The sequence below is a fragment of the Candidatus Binataceae bacterium genome (genome assembly GCA_035508495.1).
In the GTDB taxonomy this organism is placed as follows: Bacteria; Desulfobacterota; Binatia; order Binatales; family Binataceae; genus JASHPB01.
This window is the reverse complement of sequence record DATJMX010000051.1, coordinates 1-19,533: the sequence shown is the minus strand read 5'-3', so window position 1 is coordinate 19,533 and position 19,533 is coordinate 1. Positions and strand designations below refer to the sequence as shown.

At 62.3% G+C, this 19,533-nt stretch carries 18 protein-coding genes, 1 tRNA gene and 1 other RNA gene; 7 read left to right on the top strand and 13 right to left on the bottom strand.

Annotated elements, in window-relative coordinates; translation table 11 throughout:
• Positions 1-48: 48 nt before the first annotated feature.
• A complete protein-coding gene (rmuC, locus tag VMA09_16480; protein ID HUA35206.1) occupies positions 49-1,386 on the bottom strand; it encodes a DNA recombination protein RmuC in 1,338 nt (445 codons plus the stop codon).
• Between the two features lie 153 nt (positions 1,387-1,539).
• Here rmuC and VMA09_16475 point away from each other — a divergent pair, with 153 nt between their 5' ends.
• On the top strand, positions 1,540-2,778 hold the full coding sequence (locus VMA09_16475) for an ArsA-related P-loop ATPase (GenBank protein ID HUA35205.1): 1,239 nt from the start codon (positions 1,540-1,542) through the stop codon (positions 2,776-2,778).
• A 105-nt stretch (positions 2,779-2,883) separates the two neighbouring features.
• Here VMA09_16475 and rnpB read toward each other — a convergent pair.
• The 5 genes from rnpB to VMA09_16450 form a co-directional block, all read right to left on the bottom strand.
• Positions 2,884-3,220, bottom strand: an RNA gene (gene rnpB / locus VMA09_16470) — RNase P RNA component class A.
• A 284-nt stretch (positions 3,221-3,504) separates the two neighbouring features.
• A complete protein-coding gene (locus VMA09_16465; protein HUA35204.1) occupies positions 3,505-4,185 on the bottom strand; it encodes a C4-type zinc ribbon domain-containing protein in 681 nt (226 codons plus the stop codon).
• A gap of 116 nt (positions 4,186-4,301) precedes the next feature.
• Positions 4,302-4,377, bottom strand: a tRNA-Ile gene (locus VMA09_16460).
• Positions 4,378-4,473: 96 nt separating this feature from the next.
• The gene (gene dnaG, locus VMA09_16455; GenBank protein ID HUA35203.1) at positions 4,474-6,231 is read right to left on the bottom strand and encodes a DNA primase; all 1,758 of its coding nucleotides are present in this window, start codon (positions 6,229-6,231) and stop codon (positions 4,474-4,476) included.
• Positions 6,231-6,932: a glycerophosphodiester phosphodiesterase family protein gene (locus tag VMA09_16450; protein HUA35202.1), complete on the bottom strand. Its 702-nt coding sequence runs from the start codon at positions 6,930-6,932 to the stop codon at positions 6,231-6,233. Before VMA09_16450 ends, dnaG begins: the two co-directional genes overlap by 1 nt.
• Positions 6,933-7,070: 138 nt before the next feature.
• Here VMA09_16450 and VMA09_16445 point away from each other — a divergent pair, with 138 nt between their 5' ends.
• The 4 genes from VMA09_16445 to VMA09_16430 all read left to right on the top strand — a co-directional run bounded on the left by VMA09_16445 (position 7,071) and on the right by VMA09_16430 (position 10,647).
• Positions 7,071-7,973: a 50S ribosomal protein L11 methyltransferase gene (locus VMA09_16445; GenBank protein ID HUA35201.1), complete on the top strand. Its 903-nt coding sequence runs from the start codon at positions 7,071-7,073 to the stop codon at positions 7,971-7,973.
• Positions 7,970-8,692, top strand: a complete 723-nt coding sequence (locus VMA09_16440; protein ID HUA35200.1) for an RsmE family RNA methyltransferase — start codon at positions 7,970-7,972, stop codon at positions 8,690-8,692. The genes VMA09_16445 and VMA09_16440 overlap by 4 nt, the downstream gene beginning before the upstream one ends.
• 20 nt (positions 8,693-8,712) lie before the next feature.
• On the top strand, positions 8,713-9,672 hold the full coding sequence (gene gshB / locus VMA09_16435) for a glutathione synthase (protein HUA35199.1): 960 nt from the start codon (positions 8,713-8,715) through the stop codon (positions 9,670-9,672).
• A 243-nt stretch (positions 9,673-9,915) separates the two neighbouring features.
• A complete protein-coding gene (locus VMA09_16430; protein HUA35198.1) occupies positions 9,916-10,647 on the top strand; it encodes a FecR family protein in 732 nt (243 codons plus the stop codon).
• A 65-nt stretch (positions 10,648-10,712) separates the two neighbouring features.
• Here VMA09_16430 and VMA09_16425 read toward each other — a convergent pair whose 3' ends face one another.
• From VMA09_16425 to VMA09_16405, 5 genes are all read right to left on the bottom strand, one after another.
• Positions 10,713-11,489 carry an SDR family oxidoreductase gene (locus VMA09_16425; GenBank protein ID HUA35197.1) on the bottom strand — a complete coding sequence of 259 codons (777 nt, stop codon included), beginning with the start codon at positions 11,487-11,489 and terminating at the stop codon, positions 10,713-10,715.
• Positions 11,486-12,784 (bottom strand): acyl-CoA dehydrogenase family protein, encoded by a 1,299-nt coding sequence (locus tag VMA09_16420; protein HUA35196.1) that lies wholly within the window; start codon positions 12,782-12,784, stop codon positions 11,486-11,488. Before VMA09_16420 ends, VMA09_16425 begins: the two co-directional genes overlap by 4 nt.
• Before the next feature lie 47 nt (positions 12,785-12,831).
• Positions 12,832-13,605 (bottom strand): hypothetical protein, encoded by a 774-nt coding sequence (locus VMA09_16415; protein ID HUA35195.1) that lies wholly within the window; start codon positions 13,603-13,605, stop codon positions 12,832-12,834.
• 224 nt (positions 13,606-13,829) lie between these two features.
• Complete coding sequence (locus VMA09_16410; protein HUA35194.1) at positions 13,830-14,609, bottom strand: enoyl-CoA hydratase-related protein; 780 nt, start codon at positions 14,607-14,609, stop codon at positions 13,830-13,832.
• Positions 14,606-15,424, bottom strand: coding sequence for an enoyl-CoA hydratase-related protein (locus VMA09_16405; GenBank protein HUA35193.1), 819 nt, complete (start codon positions 15,422-15,424; stop codon positions 14,606-14,608). Before VMA09_16405 ends, VMA09_16410 begins: the two co-directional genes overlap by 4 nt.
• 176 nt (positions 15,425-15,600) lie before the next feature.
• Here VMA09_16405 and VMA09_16400 point away from each other — a divergent pair, with 176 nt between their 5' ends.
• Positions 15,601-16,350 (top strand): enoyl-CoA hydratase/isomerase family protein, encoded by a 750-nt coding sequence (locus tag VMA09_16400; GenBank protein HUA35192.1) that lies wholly within the window; start codon positions 15,601-15,603, stop codon positions 16,348-16,350.
• 121 nt (positions 16,351-16,471) lie between these two features.
• On the opposite strand, the gene VMA09_16395 is transcribed toward VMA09_16400, so the two are convergent.
• Both VMA09_16395 and VMA09_16390 read right to left on the bottom strand, forming a co-directional pair.
• Positions 16,472-17,485, bottom strand: coding sequence for an aldo/keto reductase (locus VMA09_16395; GenBank protein HUA35191.1), 1,014 nt, complete (start codon positions 17,483-17,485; stop codon positions 16,472-16,474).
• 102 nt (positions 17,486-17,587) lie between these two features.
• Positions 17,588-17,746 (bottom strand): hypothetical protein, encoded by a 159-nt coding sequence (locus tag VMA09_16390; protein HUA35190.1) that lies wholly within the window; start codon positions 17,744-17,746, stop codon positions 17,588-17,590.
• A gap of 288 nt (positions 17,747-18,034) precedes the next feature.
• Here VMA09_16390 and hpnR point away from each other — a divergent pair.
• Positions 18,035-19,533 (top strand): hopanoid C-3 methylase HpnR (gene hpnR / locus VMA09_16385; protein HUA35189.1); only part of this gene is annotated, 1,499 nt, incomplete at its 3' end.

Sequence of the window (19,533 nt, the reverse complement as noted above, 5' to 3'; positions counted from 1 at the left end):
CTACGCGGGCCATTTGGAGGCTTCGCCGCAAGAGTGGTGGTCGATCACTCAACCTTCGCGCTTCGATTCGATCGGGATCACATTCGCCGGCGCGGCTGTTTCGCGCGGCCGGATCTCCACCGGCTCCAGCTCTTCGATTTCACGCTTGCTTGCGACGCCCAGCTCTCGGAATTTTCGCGCCGATGGCATCACGCGCGTTTCCAGGGATGCGACCGCGTTGTTGTAGGCTTCGACCGAGCCTTTGAGCGATCCACCTAGCTTCGCGATATGTCCCGCGACGGTGGCGAGGCGCTCGTGAAGCTCTTGGCCGAGCGCGCTGATACGTTCGGCGTTCTCCGCGAGATGCTCCTGCCGCCATCCGTAGGCGATCGCCTTTAGCAATGCGATCAGCGTCGTCGGTGACGCGAGCACGACCCTGCTCTTCGCGGCGTCCTCGATAAGGGTCGAGTCCTGCTGCAGCGCCGCGCTGAAATACACCTCCCCCGGCAGGAACATCACGACCATCTCGGGCGTCGGCGAGAGCGCGCTCCAATATGCCTTCGAGGCGAGCTGCCCGACGTGCTGCCGCACCTGGCCGGCATGCTCGCGCAGCTTGACGTCACGCAGCGGGCCATCTGGCAGCTCCAGCGAATCGAGATACGCCTGGAGCGGCGCCTTCGCATCGACAACCACGTGCTTGCCGCCGGGCAGCCGGATGATCATATCGGGCCGGAAGCGCGCCTCGCTGGTGAAGAGCGTCAGCTGATCCGAAAAGTCGCAATGTTCACTCATCCCGGCCGTCTCGACGACGTTGCGCAGCTGATGCTCGCCCCATCGGCCGCGCACCGCGGGCCGCCTGAGCGCATCGACGAGCCGCCCGGTCTGCGATCCGAGTGCTTCAAGTTGTGCTTTAAGTTCACCCTGGGCGCCGCGCCGCTCGCCTTCGATCTTGCGGATCTCCTCGTCGAGCTTCACCAGCGAGTCGCGGGCGGGCCGCACCAGATCGTCGAGCGCCTTCTCGCGGGCGGTGAAGGCCTGGCTTGCAACTTCACGATCAGCTTTAAGTTTCTCGTCGGCCCGTTTCAGGAAGTCATCGGTGCTGATCCGCAGCGCGTCCGCGGCCAGAGATTTGAAAGTGTCTGACAGCTTGCGCTCGGCGTCTTCGAGAAGCTGGCGTTGTTCCTGGAAGCGGCGCTCGACTTGCGCGGCGCGCTCATCGGCCTGTGCGCAAGAAGCGCCGGCGCTTCGAACTTCAAGCTGAAGATTGGAAACCTCGGAGCGACGCGCCTCGAGCTCGGTGCGGAGCGCATCCGCGCCCGCCGCCGCAGCCGCCGCGCGTGACGATGCGAGCAGCCATCCGATGAACACGCCGACCAATGCGGCGACGATCGCCACCCCCACAGCCATCATCATCTCACCTCCACCATCCAGCCCAGATTGTATTCTTCAAGACGCCGGGGATCGATTCATCCGCGACAGCCGATTCACAGTGAAGGATGCAGTGCTGTCGATGCGCGCGCGCTGCGTGCTTGGTATCGTAGGCGGGTTCGGGGAGGAGATTTGAAGGGACTACTCGAGAAAGGCTCGATCGTGATCCTGCTTGGCACGGGCGGCGTCGGCAAAACTACGGTCGCCGCGGCGATTGGACTAGCGGGCGCGGCAGCGAGCCTCAAGACCGCGGTGATCACCGTCGATCCGGCGCGGCGATTGCGCGACGCACTCGGACTGGAGCGTCTGGGCGGCACGCCGACGGCCATCAGCGCCAGGCAGATGCGCGCCGCGGGCCTCGATTCGTCTCATCACCTGGCCGCGATGGTGCTCGATGTGAAGGGCGCGTGGGACGCGATCCTGGAGCGCTTTGTCACCGACAAGGCCACTCTCAAGCGCATCTTCGAAAATCCCTTTTATCAGAGTCTGACGGCAGAGTTCGCTGGCTCGGAGGCGTTCGCGGCGTTGCAACAGCTCTACGATCTGCACCAGGAAAAGACCTTCGATTTCGAGGTCGTCGATACTCCGCCTGCCGCGCATGCGTTTGAGTTCCTCGATGCGCCCGCGCGGATGATTCGGCTGCTCGACTCGCGCACCGCGCGATGGCTGTTCACGCCGTCGCTTGCCGCAGGTCGCCTCGCGGCGCGGTTTGCGAGCGAGGCCGCGCGCTTCGTCGTGCGCGAGCTGGAGCGCTTCGCGGGCAGCAACGTGCTGACGACGATCGCGGATTTCTTTGCCGCCGCGGCGGAGAGCGTCGATGCGATCGTCGATCGCATGCACAAGACCGAAGCGCTGCTGCAATCGCCCGCCGTGAAGTTCGTGCTGGTGACGACCGCGGAACCGGACCGCCTGCGACAAGCCGAAGAACTCGTGCGCGAGATGGAAGACGATGGCCTCAATCTCGGCGCGATCGTAATCAACCGCTTCCTCGATGAACGAACGTGGACGCAAGTCGAAGCTGGCGCGGCGGACCCGCTGGAGCATCTGCGCGAGGTTTCCGGCCTCGATGCGGCCGACCATGCCGATCGAAACGGCACCGGCTCAAGCGGCATCGTCGGATTTTTCAAGGACTACCGAGAACGCACGCTGGATGACATCGAGAGGGTAGCGGCGTTTGAAGACTCGATCCCGGCACGCGTGCAGCTCGCGATTGCGCCGGAACTCGATGTGGGCGTGGGCGACATGGCGGCGCTCGGGCGGATCGCGCATTGCCTCACCAACGGCACCCGCATCCTGCGCCCGCTCGCGGCCTCAGCAGCAAAACTGCGCAAGCATCCAGCGGCCAGGCGCGAACGCATCGCATCGAAGTGAGCGTTGCGGCCCGCTGCCCAATCCCCTCTCCTTGGTCAGGGAGAGGGAATCAGCAGCGCAGGTTTGAACTCGAACTGAGCGAGATCAGTAGACCGAAATAGGAGGAACCGGAGTGAGTCTGTAAGCCGGGTTCTGTGCCCTTGCGGGCGGCGATCATTCCTCTAGGCCGATACTTGCGCATCGGCTCCAGCGACCATACCCGAGGGATAAGAGCGGGCCACTCACCCTCCTATTTGGTCTTGCACCGGGTGGGGTTTAGCATGCGCGCGCGATCACTCGCGCGCCGGTGGGCTCTTACTCCACCATTTCACCCTTGCCCGAAGGCGGTTTGTTTTCTGTGCCACTTTCCGCGGATCGCTCCGCGCCGCCGTTAACGGCCACCCTGCCCTGTGGAGCCCGGACTTTCCTCTTCCTTTAGGGAAGCGATCGCCCGACTCACTCCGGAGCGACTAATATATCGCCGACTGAGCGCACGCGCATCAGGATGAATGAAGAGCCCGGATGATCATCTATCCTATCCGCTAGGCTCATCCGGTTCCGCCGGGCACACGGGGGCGTCGATTTGAATTCTGGTAATCGATTCCGCTGCCCGCCGTCTACAAGCTCGAGCACGCGGGTGCCGGATGGCGTCTCTGTCAGCGCTAAACCGACAGACGATAAACTCTACTTGCGGAAGTTCCGCCAGGGCGTGCAGCCCCGGGTTCGATCCGGAAACGTCCGCTCCGTTCAGGGCGCGTAAAACAGGATGCGCTGGCAGTTGGGGCAGAAGTGGATTTGCAGATGCTTCTGGATCTCGTTGAACAGCTGGGGTGGCAGCCGCATCCTGCATCCCTGGCAAGTGCCGCCGGTCGAGTTCGCTACCGCAAGGCCGGCGCGCCGGCTGAAGATCATCTCGTAGCGCGAGCGCAGGTTGTCCGGGATATCGGCGGAAACCTTCTCGCGCTCGCCGCGCGCCTTGGCGATATTGCTCTTGAGCTCTTCGACCTGGTCGGCGATTTCTTTTTCCGCCGCGGCGAGATCCGCCCTGCTTTTGGTGATGACCTCGACCAGTTCGCCGATTCGAGTGGTGCGCGCGTCCTGACCTTCCATCAGGGCGAGAACTTCGGCTTCAAGGCGCTGGTTGCTTTCCTTGAGCGATTCAACCTCGTGCGCCGTGGCCTGGAGTTCCTTGTCGTTGCGCACCAGGTTGAGCCGCATCCGCTTGTTGCGGATTCGGGCTTCGCCTTCAGCAAGTTCTTTTTCGGTTTTCTTGCGATTGGCAGCGACCAGCTTGTCCTGTTCAACCAGACGCTCGTGCTCGGCTTGATTCTGGTTTAGCTGCTCGCGAAGTTGCTCGACCCGCCCTGCAATCGATGACAGCGATTGTTCGAGTTCCTGCAACTGCCGGTCGATGACCTGCAGATTCATCAGCCGGGTTATCTCTTCAAGCAATTCGGCCTCCAATGATTGGACGGCGTCGCACGTTTACGCTTTCTCCTGTGCGCGTGGGAAAATCGCGTGATGCCGCTCGGTTGTAAATGGGATGGGCCCACCAGGATTTGAACCTGGGACCAGCCGGTTATGAGCCGGCAGCTCTGAACCAGGCTGAGCTATGGGCCCTCGGAAACTCATCGAGCAGGATCGATGGTAGCAATATAAGTAAGCTGAATTAAGAGCTTCAAGCCAAAACATCGATTCTAATCGCGCTGGCTTCGTTCACCTTTCTGTGCGCGATTCACGTCTGAGAGCGATCACGGCCTGGGCCGCGGCAGTCGCGTCGTCGCCGTCAGCGTTGGCTGCGGCGTGCGCGGTGCGGCGCAGCGCATCCACCTCGCGGCCCCGGCGCCGGCGTTCGATCGCAGTGATATAATCGCGCACCAGTGCGAGCGTCGTCGCTTCCTCGTCGATCATCGTCGCAACCGCGATCGAGCTGATAGTGCCCTGAAGTTCCGGCGCGACATGGTCGTTCAGGAACTCGTCGATCGCCACCGGCTCCGTGCCCAGATTGCACAGCTCGGCGAGCGCCTCGCCCAGTTCGCGATTCTCGAACCATGAGAAAACGGAACTCGCAGCGATTTCGGCGCGCAGCGCGGGCAGCAGCATCGCCAGCGCGACCAGACCAATCTCAGCCTTTGCGCCGGCATCCTGCACCGGCGGCGGGGCCGTCGCGCGACGTTCCTCCTGGCCGTACGGACGCGGCGCGGGCTTGCGGCCTTCGCCGCGCAACAACCGCTCGTCAACGCCGAGCGCATCAGCGGCCTTGCGCGCCAAAATATCGAACTGGAATGAATCAGTGACTTGCTTCAAGATCGCGGCGACGCGATTTGCAGCCTCGGCGCGCTTCTCCACCGAGCCGCGCGAACCGGCAGCCTGCTCGGCGAGAAAATAATCGATCAGCAACTCCGCGGCGCCGAGCAACTCCTCGAATGCCTGAGCGCCGCGATCGTGGATAAAGGTGTCGGGATCGAATCCCTCGGGAATGAAGATGCCGCGGCCGAGCAATCCTGCCTGCAGAAAAATTTCCAGCGCCCGCAGCGAAGCCTTGCGTCCCGCGGAATCGCCGTCGAAACACGCCAGCACGTTCTTCGTGTAGCGGCTCAGCAGGCGGAGCTGCTCGACCGTGAGCGCCGTACCGCATCCCGCCACAACTTCCTTGAAGCCCGCCTGCCACAGCGCAATCACGTCGAAGTAACCCTCGACCAGGATGACGCGGTCCTTCTGCTGCACGGCTGGGCGCGCCTCGAATAACCCATAAAGCGTGCGCGTTTTCGAGTAGAGAGGAGACTCCGGCGAGTTCAGATACTTGGGCTGGCGATCTTCGAGCACGCGGCCGCCGAACGCGACCACCCTGCCCTGCGGATCGCGAATCGGGAACATCACGCGCCCGCGAAACATGTCGCGCCGTCCCGCTTCGTCCTGCTTGATAAGCCCGAGCTTCAATCCGGCCTCGCGCAGGCCGCGCCGCTCGAGCGCTTGCGTGAGCGAGGCGGGCCGCGCCGGCGCGAAGCCGATACGGAACTGACGTGAGGTCTCGATACTCAGGCCCCGCGCAGTCAGATAGTCACGCGCGACGGCACCGTCGGGCGTCTTCCAGAGCACGTGCGCGAAGAACTCCGCCGCAAGCTCGTTGGCCCGGAGCATCGCCTCGCGCTCGCCGCGCGCCGGCCCCTGCTCGTCGGTCTCCGGCAGGGCAATGCCATATTTTTGCGCGAGCGAGCGCACCGCCTCGGGAAACGTCAGCCCTTCGACGCGCGTCAGGAACTGGAAAACCGTGCCGCCCGCGCCGCATCCGAAGCAATGAAAGAAGCCGCGCTCGGCGTTGACCGAGAACGACGGCGTCTTCTCGTTATGGAACGGGCAAAGCCCAACCCAGTTACGGCCGGCTTTGCGCAGCCGCACGTGTGCGCCGATGATCTCGACGATATCCGCGCGGGCGCGGATTTCCTCAATTTGGGTTTCGCCGTAGCGAGCCATTAGCGCGTAAGCAGCGGGCGCATCCGCTCCGGAAAGTTGGTGATTATTCCGTCAACGCCGCGCTCGAGCAGGATCTTCGCGGACTCGGGCTCATTGACCGTCCACACGATCACCTTAAGTCCGTGACCATGCGCCGCCGCGCATAGCTCAGCGGTTGCGAGATCGTAGCGCGGGTTGATCGACTCCGCTTTCATTTTTATTGCTGTATCAAGGAGCTTCTGTGGATCTTCTTCTGATAAAAGACCGAAACGAATCGACGGATCGATCTGATTGATACGCGCGAGTGACTTCCAGTCGAAGTTCGACACGAGCGACGTCTCTATCGCGGCGTGACGCCGAATGATCGCGACGACCTTCTCCTCGACGCCCCTGGCTTTAATCTCGACATTCAGACCGCAATGGCCACTCGTGACCTCGAACACTTCGTCGAGCGTGGGGATGCGCTCCACCGCGCCACGAATCGACTTCGCCGCCGCGTTCAGGCCTTGCAATTCGCCGAGCGTCATCGCGGCGACTTTGCCGATCCCGTCGCAGGTGCGATCGACGGTGTCATCGTGGATAACGACGATCGCGCCGTCGCGCGTCATCTGCACGTCGAGTTCGCACATGTCGGCGCCGGCTTCGATCGCCGCGCGAAACGCGCTCAGCGTATTTTCCGGATAACTGCCGCTCGCGCCGCGATGCGCAATATTCAGTGCCAACCGCCTCACCACCTGCTGATGCGAGCAGTGTATGGCGTCGCTGCCCGGTTGCCAAATTCGCGCTCGCGACGCATCCACAGCTCGAGGTCGGCCCTCGTCACGAGACAGGCGAGGTGGCAGAGTTCCAATGGAACGCAGATGCCGGCGAAAAGACCATCAGCGCACGCCCGCAAGAGCTACGTGCGCGCCGCATTTCACACTCCAGCCGCGATGGCCGATGAAGCCGCGGGAATGCTCGTCGCGCGCGGCGCGCTCGGCTGCTCCGTCGTCGAGATGACGCGGCCGGGAGCAAGACCCAAGCGCAACGTTACACTCGAGGCTTACTTCAACAGCATCACGCGCAGCGAGATCGATCGTATTCGGCGCGCACTCGATGCCGCCGGGATGCTGGCGTCGAACGGCGCCGCGCACGGCGTGCGGCGCGTCACCGACCCCGGATGGGCCACGCTGTGGCAGAGCCGCTTCCGCCCGTTTCGCATCGGCCGCCGCTTTCTGCTCGTGCCGCCCTGGCAGCGCGATCACGAAGACGGGCGCGTCAGTATCGTGATTCAGCCTGGCCAGGCCTTCGGCACCGGCCATCATCCGACAACAGCCGGAACTCTGCGCGCGATCGAGGACGCGATCACGGCGGCGCCGCGCGGCACCGCGCTCGACGTCGGCACCGGCTCGGGTGTGCTCGCGATCGCGATGGGCCTGCTCGGCGTTCACGATATAATCGCAATCGACGTGGACACTATTGCGCTTGAAAACGCCGAGGAGAATGCCGCGCTCAATCGCATGGGCACGCGCATCCGCTTCTCGCCGGTGCCGCTGAACTCGATTCGGCGCCGCTTCGATTTGATCACGGCCAATATCCTGACTCCGACCCTCATCGAATTTGCGCCGAAGCTTCCGCAGATGCTGACGGCCAACGGCCGCCTCATCCTGTCGGGCATCCTCGGTCGCGAGGCCGCTGAGGTCGCGAGCCACTACGCACCGCCGCTGCGCGAGCATCGGCGCGTGATCAACCGCGGATGGGCGACGCTCGTTTACTCGCGATGACCCGTCCGCGCCGCTTCGCACTCGAATCGCCGCCCGGAACCAGCGCCGTCGCGATCGTGACTGGCGATGAGCTTCATCACATGCGCGATGTGACGCGCCTTGCGCCGGGTGCCCGCGTTGAACTGTTCGATTCATCGGGCGTCGAGTACACCGGCGAGATCATTCGTTACGAGCGCGATCGCGCCGAGATTCGCATCGAATCGAAAATGGCGCGCGAGCATCCGCGAATCATCCTCGCCGCGGCGATCGTCAAAGGGCCGCGGATGGACTTCGTCGTCGAAAAAGCTGCGGAACTCGGCGCAAGCGAACTGTGGCCGATCGCCAGCGCGCGCTCGCTCGTGCGCGACCCGGGTGACGAGCGGATCGCGCGCTGGGGCAGGCTCGCGCTCGCCGCCGCCAAGCAAAGCCTCGCGCCGTCGCCGATGACGATTCGCGCCCCGCTCGCGTTCGATGACTTGATTCGTGCCGTGCCGCCAGCCACGCTCGCGATTGTTTGCAGGCAAGGCGCGCGCCCGCTCGGCGACGTCCTGGGTGAGATGCAACCCCACACGGTTTTGCTAGCATGCGGTCCGGAAGGCGATTTCGCTGAAGCAGAGCTCGCGGCTGCCGCGGCTGCCGGCTTTGTGAGTGCGGGGCTCGGGCCGAATCGGCTGCGCAGCGAAACCGCCGCGCTGGCGGCCGTCAGTATCGCGGCCGAGCGGATGAATCGCGGCGCCTGAACGCGTCACGGAGGTAACTGGTGGCTTACAAGTTCGCATTCGTCATGGACCCGCTCGAGAAAGTGCTGGTCGACAAGGACACCACTTTCGTTTTCATGCTCGAGGCGCTCATGCGCGGCCACGAAATATATTTCCTCGGCCTGCGCGACCTCTATGCGCGCGGCGCGGCAGCGTATGCGCGAGCCTGGCGATGCGAAGTGATGCGCGCGAATCCACACTTCCGCTTCCTCGACGATGGCCGCGACTATCCGCTCGAAGCCTTCAACGCGATCTTCATGCGCAAGGATCCTCCGGCCGATGCGGCATACCTCTACGCCACGATGCTCCTGTCGCGCGCCGATCGGCGTCGCACCATCGTTCTGAACGAGCCCGCCGGTTTGCGTGAAGCAAACGAAAAGCTCTACGCGCTGAATTTCCCCGATGCGATTCCGCCAACGCTCGTGACCTATGAGATTGTTCGGCTGAAGAACTTTATGGACGAGCTCGGCGGCGAGATGATCGTGAAACCGCTCGACGGCCACGGCGGCGAAGGCGTGTTTCACGTCGCGGCTCGCGACCGCAACCTGGGCGCGATTCTCGAAACGGTCACGCAGTACGAGTCGCGTCCGATCATGGCGCAGAAATACCTGCCCGAGATTCGCGGCGGTGACAAACGGTTGATCGTCATAAACGGCGAGCCCGCAGGATGCACCTTGCGCGTGCCGCGCGAAGATGAGCATCGCGGCAATATCCACGTCGGCGGCACCTGCGTGAAAGCGCCGGTCAGCGCGCGCGATCGCGAAATCTGCAAGATGCTCAAGCCGCGCCTCGAGCGCGACGGCCTCTACTTCGTGGGCCTCGACATAATCGGCGACTACCTGACCGAGGTGAACGTAACCAGTCCCACCGGAGTGCAGGAAATCGATCGTCTCGACAACACCAGCCTCGAAGCAAAGGTGATCGATTTCGTCGAACAACGTGTATCGACGCTGACCAAGTGATCGAGCACAGTACGTTGGCGCGGAATCGCTCAGAACTGTTTGGCAAGCGGATTGGCGGAGCTAGTCTTCCCTAAGTGTCGGAATTCGCTTGATCTCGTCTGCCAGTCGATGACTAGTCCTTGGCCTTGTGAGGCGAGAGCCTATCTGCCAGCCTAGGGCGTCGCTGCTCCTCGCTCTCGAGTTCGTCGACGCCCACCAATGAGGATCTATCGCAATACGCGTGTTGTTTTTTTCGTTTCGCTGATGACTGCACTTATTATGCAGGATATTCTGGCGACGGCGGCGCTCGCGCAGGATCTGGGGACGATTTCGAGGCTCGAGGGCACGGCGCAGGTGCAGCGGGGCGGTAATACTATTCAGGCGGCGCTTTCGATGGCCGTGCGGTTGCACGACCGAATCACCACCGGCAAGAACACTTACCTCACTATCTCGATGCTCGGCGGCAGCGCGATGACGCTGTCGTCGAACAGCGTATTGACTATCGACGAGAGCGCGAATATCGGCGGCGCTGAGGCTCCGCGGCGCGTGGGTCTGCTCGCGGGGGGATTGCATACGCTGATCTCCGGCGCGATGCGCTCGAGCTCAAACATCGCGTTCGAAGTGCATACGCCCAATGCCGTCGGCGCCGTGCGCGGCACCGAATGGGACGAACAATACGAGCAAGGCACGCCGCGCTTGCCACAGTATAAAGATTGCGTCGAGTACACCGAGGTCTGGGTCGAGGATGGCGTCGTGCACGTCACGAATCCTGCGGTTCCGGGCGATCCCGGTCAGGACGTAACAAAAGGTCACTACGTGATCGTTGCTTGCGACCATCCGCCTATTGCCGCGACCGCGGCTGCCGGCGCCGGTCCTGGGATGCGGGCGTTCATGGCTGCCGGGCTCATCGCGCCTGCCGCCGGTATTGCGGCAGGCGTGGCGGCGGCAACATCCGGTGGCGGCGGAGGCCAAAAGCCCTCGTCACCCACGTTCTGAGTCGATCAAAAAAAGAGCGCCGGATATTTCCGGCGCTCTCATAACATTCCGCGAACCGCTTGCTGCTACACGCCCTTGGGATGCGATTGGCCGCCGTCGATCGTCAGCACGGCGCCCGTGGTAAAGCTGGCGGCCGGGCTAGCGAAATAGAGCGCGGCACCCACCACTTCTTCGGGCTCGCCCGCACGGCCTGACGCGTAGGTCTTCTGCGCGCGCGTCGTGAACTCCTCGGTGCGAGACCATCCTTTGCTGATGTCGGTGTGGAACGGCCCCGCCATGATACAGTTGACGCGCACCTTGGGTCCGTAGGCCTGCGCGAACGCGACCGTGATCGCATTGAGGCCCGCCTTCGCCGCCGAATACGGCGCAGTCGTGTGCGACGGCCGAATGGCGGCAATCGACGACACGTTGATGATCGCGCCGCCGTCGCCCTTAGCCATCCGCTCGCCGAACAGCGCCGAGAGCCGAAACGGTCCCTTGAGGTTCACGCCGATTACCTTGTCGAACAGATCCTCGGTGTGCTCGGTCATCGAAGGATAAAGCGGCGACAGGCCGGCGTTGTTGATCAGCACGTCGCATCGCCCCCACTTCGCGTACACCTCTTCATAAAGGCGATCGCAGTCAGACCATTTGCCGACGTGGATCGCGTGAGCCGAGCCGTCGCTGCCGAGCGCGCGAATTTCCTTGACGGTCTCCTCGCACGAATCGATCTTGCGGCTCGCGATTGCGAGCTTGGCTCCAGCCTTTGCGAATCCGAGCGCCATCGCATGACCGAGGCCGCGGCTGCCGCCGGTAATCGTCACCACCTTGCCACTGAAATCGTAAGTGACAGGACCGCTCATGATTGCGCATGCACCTCGCGTTCGATGATTCCGGCGTACTTCTTGAGCGCCGCCTCACGCAGCCTCGGGATGTGCTGCGACGGGAACAGATCGGCCGTAGCCTTGTGCTCGCGCAGCACCTGGCGCGCGACCGTGATCTTGTGCACCTCAGTCGGACCGTCGGCGAGACCCATGTGGAAGCTCTGGATCACCTGCTCGACGAACGGCATCTCGCCCGTCGCGCCCAGCGAGCCATGCAGATGAAGCGCGCGCGCCGAAACGTCGTGAAACACCTTCGGCATCAGGGCCTTAACCGCCGCGATGTCCTTGCGAACCAACAGATAGTCTTTGTAGCGATCGATCTTCCAGGCTGTGCGCAAGACCAGTAGCCGGAACTGCTCGATCTCCATCCACGAGTCGGCGATCTTCTCCTGCACCATCTGCTTCTTGGCGAGCTGCTCGCCCTGCGTGGTGCGCGACAGCACGCGCTCGCACATCATGTCGAACGCGCGACGCACCTGGCCGATCGTGCGCATCGCATGATGAATACGTCCGCCGCCGAGGCGTGTCTGCGCAACCGCGAAGGCGTCGCCGCGCTTGCCGAGGAGCGCATCCTTCGGCACCTGAACATTATCGTAGTGGATATACGCGTGACTGCCTTCGGCCTCGTGCGTGCCGACGCCGAGATTGCGCAGGATGTTGACGCCTGGAGTCTCTTTCGGCACCAGCAGCATCGACATGCGATGGTACGGGTCGGCCTCGGGATCGGTCACTGTCATCACGATCAGGAACGACGCGAGGTGCGCGTTCGATGAAAACCACTTGTGGCCATTGATAACCCAGTTGTCACCTTTGAGCTCGGCCTTGCAGGTGAAGACCTTGGGATCGGCGCCGCCTTGCGGCTCGGTCATCGAGAATGCCGACACGATCTCGTTGTCGAGCAGAGGCTGCAGGAAGCGCTTCTTCTGCTCGGGCGTTCCATAGTGCGCGAGGATTTCGGCATTGCCCGAATCGGGGGCCTGGCAGCCGAAAACGATCGGCGCAAAGCGCGAGCCGCCGAGGATCTCGTTGAGCAGCCCCAGCTTCACCTGGCCGTAGCCCTGTCCGCCGAGCTCGGGTCCCAGATGGCAAGCCCACAGCTTGCGCTTCTTGACCTCGGCCTGCAGCGGACGCACGAGCTTGTTGCGCACGGGATCCTTCACGTCGTACGGATGTCCCAGCACATAGTCGAGAGGCTCGACTTCTTCGCGCACGAATTTCGCGGCCCAGTCGAGTTCCTTTTGATATTCAGGATCAGTTTCGAAATCCCAACTCACGTCAGTTCCTCCTTGAGAACAGTTGATGATCGCGTGGCGCTATCGGCCTACGCGTCGACGAGATTCATACGCATTCCGCAAACCATGATCGTCTTGCCATCCGCAGCAAGCTTGCCGAGGCGCTTGGCGGCTTCCAGAGCCTTCGCCCGGTTGGTCGCGACGAGATCGAGACCGCCGAGGCCTTCGCCGCGTCCGTCGCTATCCTTGACGAATCGAACAGTCGAGTTCTCGAGTTTGATACTCGGATTGCCGGCCTTGTCCGCCGTCACCGGAATCTGAACGATACTGCTCCAGCGCTCGGCGAGATCCTTCGCGTCGGGCGACTGGATCTCGGCAACGGCGATCGCGCGAACCACGTCGGTGCGAATCGCCTTGTGAAAATCCTTGCCTGCAGGCTCCCAGGGTCCGTTGATATCCTCGCCGCCCTTCTGGAAGTCGATCTCGAGGAAGCTGCCACCCGTATCGCGCGGATGCAGTTGCATCACGGAGTACTCGTGGCTGTCGCTCTCGGCGACCTTGCGAATCTTGAGCTCGTCGACGCGCTTCTTGCGCGGCGCATGCTCGTCGCATTGGCAGATCACCATGTAGCCGCCGTCGCCCTTGCGCCGATCGAGATAGCGTCCACCAGCGGTGTTTTCCTGGATGGGAGAGACGACCTCGATGAACTGATTGCCGACGGGGAACAGCGCGTTCTGCAACCCGAAGACCTTCACGGCGGGATCGCGGAATCCGATCTCAAGCCCGAAGACCTGCTTCATGTCGTCCGCGACCGAATCAAGGTTCTTAGCAACGAGCGCGATTTGTCTGAGTCGTAGCCACATGGGAGTGTCCTCCTGCTATTTGTTCCGTCTGCTTGCTTGGAAATTCCTCTCCCTGACTTTTCTGATCCCTCTCCCTGACCAGGGAGAGGGCTAGGGTGAGGGTATTCTGGTCCTGCTCTAACAAAGATCTCAGGCGACCCTCATCCGGCGCCGCGATGCGCCGCCGACCTCTCCCTGGTCAGGGAGAGGGATTCAGATGGAGAGGCGATTTCGTTAACTCGTTGTTACCTTCCTTTGAACTTGGGTTTCCGCTTCTCGGCTTTTGCGGCGAAGGCCTCTTTGGTGTCCTCGGTATGAAACATCTGAACGTGGCGCTCGCTTTCGAGCGCTACGTAGCCCGCGAAGTCCATGCGCTCCGCATCGACGAAGTTTGCTTTCAGCGTGCGTAGCGCGATCGGCGCCGACTCGGCGAGGCGCGTCACGATCGCCTCGGTCTCGGCGCGGAAACGATCGTCGGGGAATACTTTCGATACCATCCCGATTCTAAGTGCCTCGGCCGCGTCGAACTTGTCCGGGAAAAAGTAAAGCTCGCGCGCTTTCGCCGGGCCAACGATCTTCGAAAGCGTCCACGGTCCGCCCATATCGCCCGCGACGCCCACGTCGAGGAACGCAACGTTGAATCGTGCCGACGCCGCCGCGATTCTAATATCGCACGCGAGCGCCCATCCGAGGCCGGCGCCCGCGCATGCTCCATTCACCGCCGCGATCGTGACGGCCGGCATGTTGTGCAACAGGACCGGCACGCGGAAGTCGGCGGTCGTGAGCGCAACGTCGGGCTCCGACGTCGCGATACGATTGATATCGGCGCCGGGGCAGAAGCCTTTGCCCGCGCCGGTGAGCACGAGCACGCGCAGCTCGCGATCCTCGGCGGCGGCGGCGAGCGCCTGCCCGGTCTCGACGAGCATCCGATTGGTCATGCCGTTGAGACGGTCGGGCCGATTCATCGTGAGGCGCGCAATCGGCCCCGACTTCTCGTAAATGATCGTTTCAAAATTTGCGCTCAAAGCTTTGCTCCTTTGATTCGCTTGAAGCGCGGCGGGCGCCGCTCGACGAACGACGCGACGCCCTCGGCGGCGTCAGGATGCTTCAGCGCATCTTTCATCAGCAGGTCGGCGTCGCGAAACGCGGGCTCCATCGCGAGCGACCAGTACTTGTAAACTTCGGATTTGATCACGGCGAGCGAGTTGGGCGAGATATTCGCCGCCATCTCGCGCAGGTAGGTCTTCGTCTCGTCGAGCAGGTTCTCGCGCGGCACGAGGCGATCGACGAAGCCCATGCGGTAGGCTTCATTGGCGTCAATACGCCGCGAGCTCCACAGCAGATCGAGCGCGCGGCTCGTGCCGACGATCCGCGGCAACAGCCACGCCGTTCCGTGCTCTGCGATCAACCCACGTTTCGAGAAGACGGTAGTGAAGCTCGCGTCGGTCGAGGCGAAACGCAGATCGCACATCATCGCAAGCACGAAGCCACCGCCGGCCGCGACGCCGTTGACGGCCGCGACGATCGGCTTCGGCACGCGCAGCAGATAGCTGAACAGCGCGGGCAGCTCGTTGGGATCGGAATCACGGGGACTCGATGGCGAGCCGGTCTTCGTCGATTGCGTGAGGTCAGCCGCGTCGAGGCCGGCGCAGAAGCCGCGTCCCTCGCCCGTAACAATGATCGCAACGGCGCGCTCGTCGGCCGCCGCGCGTTCGATCGCCTCACGAATCTGCCCAACCATCGTAAACGTGAATGCGTTCAGCTTCTCGGGCCGATTCAGCCGGATGATCGCGATCGGATCGTCGATATCGTAAGTAACATTCGATGCTTGTGATGCCATTGCCAATGCCGCGCGCGATTGACGCGCGCCCCAACTTTGAAGGCATAGCGGGATACGGGGCAAGAGCGCAAACGCATAAATCGGGGCACTAAAAAATCGTCATTTGACGGCGGCAAACGCGCTGTGCTTGAACGGATTCGATCCCGCTCAGAATTTTCTTCAACGGAGATATGACGATGCCCGGACTGGTGCTTCGCGAAGATAGAGATGGCCTGGCAACGCTGACGCTGAATCGGCCCGACAAGCTCAACTCGCTCAACGTCGAGATGTTTATCGAGCTGCGCGGGCACGTCGACAAGATCGCAAGCGAGACCGATCGCGTCGGCGTGGTCGTCGTGCGCGGCGCGGGCAAATGTTTCTCCGCGGGTCACGATCTGAATGATATCGCCGCGGGCGAGCGCCCGCCCAAGCCGAATTTCCAGGCCGACACCGTCGAAGCGCTGGCGAACCTGCCGCAGCCAGTGATTTCCGCGGTACACGGTCATTGCTACACGGGAGCGCTCGAGCTGGCGCTTGCTGGCGACATTATATTCGCGGCTGAGTCGGCGAAGTTCGCCGACACGCACGCGCGATGGGCCCTGGTGCCGGCGTGGGGGATGAGCCAGCGGCTGCCGCGGCGCGTCGGCACCTACAAGGCGCGCGAGATGATGTTCACCTGCCGCACCTTCCCCGGCGCCGAGGCCGCGCAAATCGGCCTCGCCAACATCTGCGTGCCCGACGACAAATTCGAATCAGAGCTGAAGGCCCTGGTCGAAATGATCCTCGCTAATTCCTGGCACAGCCATCGCGCGAACAAGCACCTCGTCGTCGATACCGACGCGTTCCCGCTCAAGGCCGGCCTTGCGCACGAAGTCTATCGCTCGAGCGGCGTCGGGCCCGACATGAAGGATCGCATCACACGGTTCACGTCGAAGTCGCGGAAGTAGGAACAGAGCAAAAAAAATTTACCGCTAAGATCACGAAGGCACTAAGGGAAGATGCGAGCTTCGCCCTTCCCTTTTATTACTTTGTGCCTTCGTGCCCTTTGTGGTGAGTTCCGTTTTTTCTTTAGTGACCTTGTATCATGCGTGCTCCAGTCGGCTGCGTGTGGCCGAGGATTGGATGCGGGCGGTATGGTTTTTCCATTGCCGCGACTTCTTCTGATGTCAGGCTGACATCCACCGCCGCGATCGCTTCCTTCAAATGATTCAGCTTCGTTGCGCCGATGATTGGTGCGGTGACGCCTGGCGCCTGGAGGATCCATGCGCATGCGATCTGCGACGGCGTTACGCCGCGCGCCTTGGCGATACGCTCGACCTCGTCGAGCACTTCGAAGTCGTATTCCTGGAAATACATGTTGCGGGCGAAGTCGTCGGTCTTGGCGCGTGCCGTGTCGCCGGAGCCCTGCTTGTTGCGATTTCCTGCCAGGAAGCCGCGCGCGAGCGGGCTCCATGGGATGAGGCCCACGCCCTCGTCGAGGCAGAGCGGATTCATCTCGCGCTCTTCTTCGCGATAGACCAGGTTATAGTGGTTCTGCATCGCGACGAAACGATGCCATCCGTTGGCTTTCTGCAAATGCAGCGCCTTCGAGAACTGCCACGCCGCCATCGAGCTCGCGCCGAGATAGCGAACCTTGCCGGCGCGCACCAGGGAATCGAGCGCCTCGAGCGTTTCCTCGAGCGGCGTCGAGAAGTCGAAGCGATGGATCTGGTACAGGTCGATGTAATCCATCTTGAGGCGCTTCAGCGACGCGTCGCAGGCTTCCAGGATGTGCTTGCGCGACAGACCGACGCGGTTCGGCCCGCGGCCCATCTGGCCGTGCACCTTGGTCGCGAGCACGATCTCGTCGCGGCGCGCCATCTCGTTCAGCCATCGCCCGGTAATCTCTTCGCTGACGCCGACTGAGTACACGTTGGCGGTGTCGAAGAAGTTGATGCCCGATTCAATTGAAGCGGCGAAATGCTCGCGCGCCTCGTCCATCGCCAGCACCCAATCGCGCCACTTCTTATCGCCATAGCTCATGCATCCGAGGCAGATGCGCGAGACGGTCACGCCGGTTTTTCCAAGTTTCGAATACTGCATGAATTCCCTCACGAGGTTGGGACTCGCCCAGTTGCGTAACGCCGATAATGTGCGGAACCGTCCCCAAATTCCGGCGACGGCCTAAACAAGTCAAGCGTGGCGCTAGGGCGGCGCGGGCTTGGCGACCGCAGGATGACGCGGGCGGATGTCGAAGCCGCGCTCGCGGATGTATCGCGCGTGGATAAAGCCGAGCAGCACCGCGTCGATGATCGCGACGACGATGATAACGCCTACAATCACGTCGCGGCGCTTGAGCTGCATTGTCGCAAGAAACCAGAAAAAACAATCTACCACTAAGTTCACGAAGGCACTAAGGCAGGATGCGGGCTTCGCCGTCCTCATTTATTACCTTTTTTGCTTCGTGCCGTCGTGCTCTTGATGGTGAGTTCTGGTTCCTGCTTCGACCCTGCTCCTATTTTCTTGGCGATGCACACAGAATAGGATTCCTCTGGGTGACTGGCCGATTGGTCAGGCCTCAATTTTCGGAGCATCGCGTGGAGCGGCTAATAAGCAGGGCCACGAAGGAAGCGCCGCTCAAGGTGGAGAAAAATGCGTGTACTTCTCGTTCATCCCAGCCCCCTCATGTACAGCGAGATCTACCTGCGCCTCGAACCGCTGGGGATGGAGCGCGTTGCCGCGGCGATTCGCGCCGCCGGGCACGACATCCGCATCCTCGATCTGCAGATTTTCAAGCATCCCGACCTGTTCGCCGAGCTTGCGAGCTTTCGTCCGCAGGCTGTGGGCTTCTCGCTCAACTACCTCGCTAACGTGCCCGAGGTGATCGATCTCGCCAAGGAAATCAAGCTGCTCTACAAAGACTGCTTCGTTTTCAGTGGCGGTCACAGCGGATCGTTCGTCGCCGAGGAATTGCTCGAGCATGCCGAGGGCGCGATCGATTGCGTGTTGCGCGGCGAGGGCGAGACAGCGGCGGTGATGCTCCTCGACGCGATCGGCACGAACTCGATCTCGAAAGTTCCCGGCGCCGTGACCACGCAGGGCATCGGACCCACGCCGATAATGCTCGACGATCTCGACAAATATTTCCCTGCGCGCGATCTCGGCCGTCAGCGCAACAAGTATTTCATCGGCGTGCTCGATCCCGCTGCGTCGATCGAATTCACGCGCGGATGCCCGTGGGATTGCTCGTTCTGCAGCGCATGGACGTTCTACGGCCGCAGCTATCGCAAATCGACGCCGGAGGCCGCCGCCGAGGACATGGCCTCGATCAAAGAGTCTGGTGTGTTCATCGTCGATGACGTCGCGTTTATCCATCCCGAGCATGGCTTCGCGATCGGCAACGAAATCGAAAAGCGCAAAATCAAGAAGAGCTACTACCTCGAGACGCGCTCCGACGTGCTGTGCCGCAATCCCGAGGTTTTCCGCTACTGGCGCAAGCTCGGCCTCGAGTACATGTTCCTGGGCCTCGAAGCGATCGACGAAGAAGGCCTCAAGATGCATCGCAAGCGCTCGTCGCTGGGCGTCAACAACAAGGCGCTGGAGCTGGCGCGCGAAATCGGGCTGACGGTCGCGATCAATTTGATCGCCGATCCGTCGTGGGACGAGCGCCGCTTCGAGATCATCCGCGAATGGGCGACGAGTATCCCTGAGATCGTGCATCTCACCGTGGCGACGCCCTACCCCGGCACGGAGCTGTGGTTCACCGAATCGCGCAAGCTGACGACGCTCGACTATCGGCTGTTCGATATTCAGCATGCAGTGTTGCCGACCACACTGCCGCTCGACGAGTTCTATCGCCAGCTCGTTAAGACGCAGGACGTGCTCAACAAGAAGCACCTGGGATTTTCGGCGCTGAAATCGGTCGCGGCGATCGCAGGCAAGCTCGCGCTCAAGGGGCAGACCAACTTCATCAAAATGCTCTGGAAGTTCAACAGCGTTTACAATCCGGAGCGCCAGTACAAGGAGCATTTTCGCGAGGTCAAGTATTCGATGCGCCCGCCGAAGATGCATACCGACAAGCGCCCCGCCGCCGAGGACTTGTATATCCACATGCCGAAGCCGACCAAGCACGGCGCCGCGGAACCCGCGGA